Raw genomic sequence first — 2,202 nt, 5'->3', positions numbered from 1 at the left:
CAGCCGGCCATGACGGATGAATCGATCATAGCGGACGCCGGCCGTCAGCGGCCATGGGCCGCCGGGCGGTGCCGGGCGGCTGCCCATGGCCGCTGACGGCCGGTGGTGCTCCGGGATTTCAGGCCGCGGCCTACGCCTGGGCGGCGACGATTACTTTGCGCAGCGCAATCGGTGGTGGGCCGCATATTTCGGCCAGCTGGGCGATCCGTGCCCGGTGCTCGCGCTGTTGTGCCCGGGTGAGCACGGTCCTCAGCCGGGCGGCGGCGGCAAGCGCGACAACGGCGGCGTCGTACGGGTCGACACGCGCTGGCGGGACGCCGTCGTGTACCACCCGGCCGGCGTTGGCGTGCAGTTCCCTGACAACGCGCGGATCCCGCACGGTTATCGCGTCCGCGGGGAACAGGTGGAGTATCCGGCGTGGCTCCACGCGAATCCAGCCGGCAGTCTCCAGCTGGTCCCGCACCGCTCGTACGGCCGGACGGGCCTCCCGGCGGATCCAGTATTGCCACGAACGTGGCCGCGATGATCCGGTGATCTGCTTCAGGATGCCTGCCAGCAGCGGATCCACATCCCGGACGCGGCCCGTCGCCGCCGATGGCGGAATCACCCGCGCCCTGCCCTTCACGTCGCTGAGATGGCCGGTGAGAAACAGGTCGGTAAGCGCCGCGGCGCGCAGCAGGTAGCCGAGGTACAGGCGGCCGGTCAGCCGCTGTCTGTCGATATCGTAGGAAGCCAGGTAGAGCCGCGCCGGCAGGGATTCGGGGAGGTTCACCGCTGTGTCCTTCCTTGGCCGTGCTCTTTTTGGTCATGCTCTTCGTCGGTGTCCGGGCCGGGCTTCGGGGGGCGTCCGCGGCGCGGGAGGCGTCCGACGTCCTCGGGCAGCCGGCCGGCCTCGGACAGCGCCCGGCGCAGCAGGAACTCGATCTGGGCGTTGGTGCTGCGCAGTTCGGCGGCGGCCCAGCGGGCGAGCGCGTCGTGCACGGCGGGATCCAGCCGCAGTAGGATTTTCTTCCGCTCCGTCACCGGCGACGCTCAGTGGTAGAGCGAGCCGGTGTTCACCACCGGCTGCGTGGACTGCTCGCTGCACAGGACGACCAGCAGGTTGCTGACCATGGCCGCCTTGCGTTCGTCGTCCAGCGCCACGATGTCCTGCCTCGAGCCGGGCGAGGGCGAGCTCGACCATGCCGACCGCCCCTTCGACGATCCGCTGGCGGGCGGCGACCACGGCGCCGGCCTGCTGGCGGCGCAGCATGGCGTGGGCGATCTCGGGGGCGTAGGCCAGGCGGGTGATGCGCGACTCGATGATCCGCACCCCGGCGGACGCCACCCGCGCGGCGATCTCCTCGGAGAGCCTGCCCGTGATCTCGGCGGCGTTCTCCCGCAGCGAGAGGGTGGCGTCGCCGTGATTGTCGTACGGGTAGCTGGTGGCGATGTGCCGCACCGCGGTCTCGGCCTGGGTGCCGACGAACTCGACGAAGCTGTCCACTTCGTAGACGGCCCGTGCGGTGTCCCGCACCTGCCAGACCACCACGGCCGCGATCTCGATCGGGTTGCCGTCCGCGTCGTTGACCTTGACCGTGGTGGTCTCGTGGTTGCGGATCCTGGTCGAGATCTTGCGTCGTCTCGAGAACGGGTTCACCCAGCGCAGGCCGGTCGTGCGGATCGTCCCGGTGTAGCGGCCGAACAGGGACAGCACGCGCGCCTGGCCGGGCGCGACGGCGGTCAGGCCGAACAGCGTCACCGCGCCGCCGAGGACGAGCAGGCTGCCGAGGACGACCAGTACCACGCCGCCGGCGCGGCCGGGGCCGGAAAACGCCAGCACCAGCAGTATCCCGCCGGCGATGGCGCCGGGCCCGAGAAGTAACACCACCGTCAGGCTCAGGGCGAGCGCGGCCCAGCCGGGCACCCCGTTGACGGGCCGCTCCTGGATCTGTGCCACAGGTATCCGCGTGGCCGCTTCGGAGCTCTCGGAGCTCTCGGTGCTCATGGTCGATCCCCCTTGTGTGCCGCTGTCGCCGACAGCCAAATTCTATCAGAGTGATATCACTTTTTGGCGGCGGCGTGACCACGGGGAGACTGAACGAGGAACAGCGGGACGCGGCTGGGAGAGCGGCGCCGGCTCAGGGCCAGTCGATGCCGTCGATGAGCTCCGCGGCGCTGACCTGGAGCAGGCCACTGCGCCCGGTCTCGTCGTACTTGCCG

General features: G+C 70.4%; 2 protein-coding genes and 1 pseudogene. All 3 read right to left on the bottom strand.

Translation table 11 applies throughout. The features are described 5' to 3' along the window. Positions 1–130 precede the first annotated feature (130 nt). The 3 genes and pseudogenes from NBW84_RS08680 to NBW84_RS08675 all read right to left on the bottom strand — a co-directional run bounded on the left by NBW84_RS08680 (position 131) and on the right by NBW84_RS08675 (position 1,987). On the bottom strand, positions 131–772 hold the full coding sequence (locus NBW84_RS08680) for a GOLPH3/VPS74 family protein (protein ID WP_250283438.1): 642 nt from the start codon (positions 770–772) through the stop codon (positions 131–133). Next, complete coding sequence (locus NBW84_RS24170; protein WP_250292318.1) at positions 769–1,023, bottom strand: hypothetical protein; 255 nt, start codon at positions 1,021–1,023, stop codon at positions 769–771. The genes NBW84_RS08680 and NBW84_RS24170 overlap by 4 nt, the downstream gene beginning before the upstream one ends. Positions 1,024–1,032: 9 nt before the next feature. Continuing rightward, positions 1,033–1,987, bottom strand: a pseudogene (locus tag NBW84_RS08675) (SPFH domain-containing protein). Positions 1,988–2,202 lie beyond the last annotated feature (215 nt).

This window comes from Protofrankia sp. CiP1_Cm_nod2 (genome assembly GCF_920664355.1).
In the GTDB taxonomy this organism is placed as follows: Bacteria; Actinomycetota; Actinomycetes; order Frankiales; family Frankiaceae; genus Protofrankia.
This window is presented reverse-complemented; position numbering and strand designations above follow the sequence as displayed.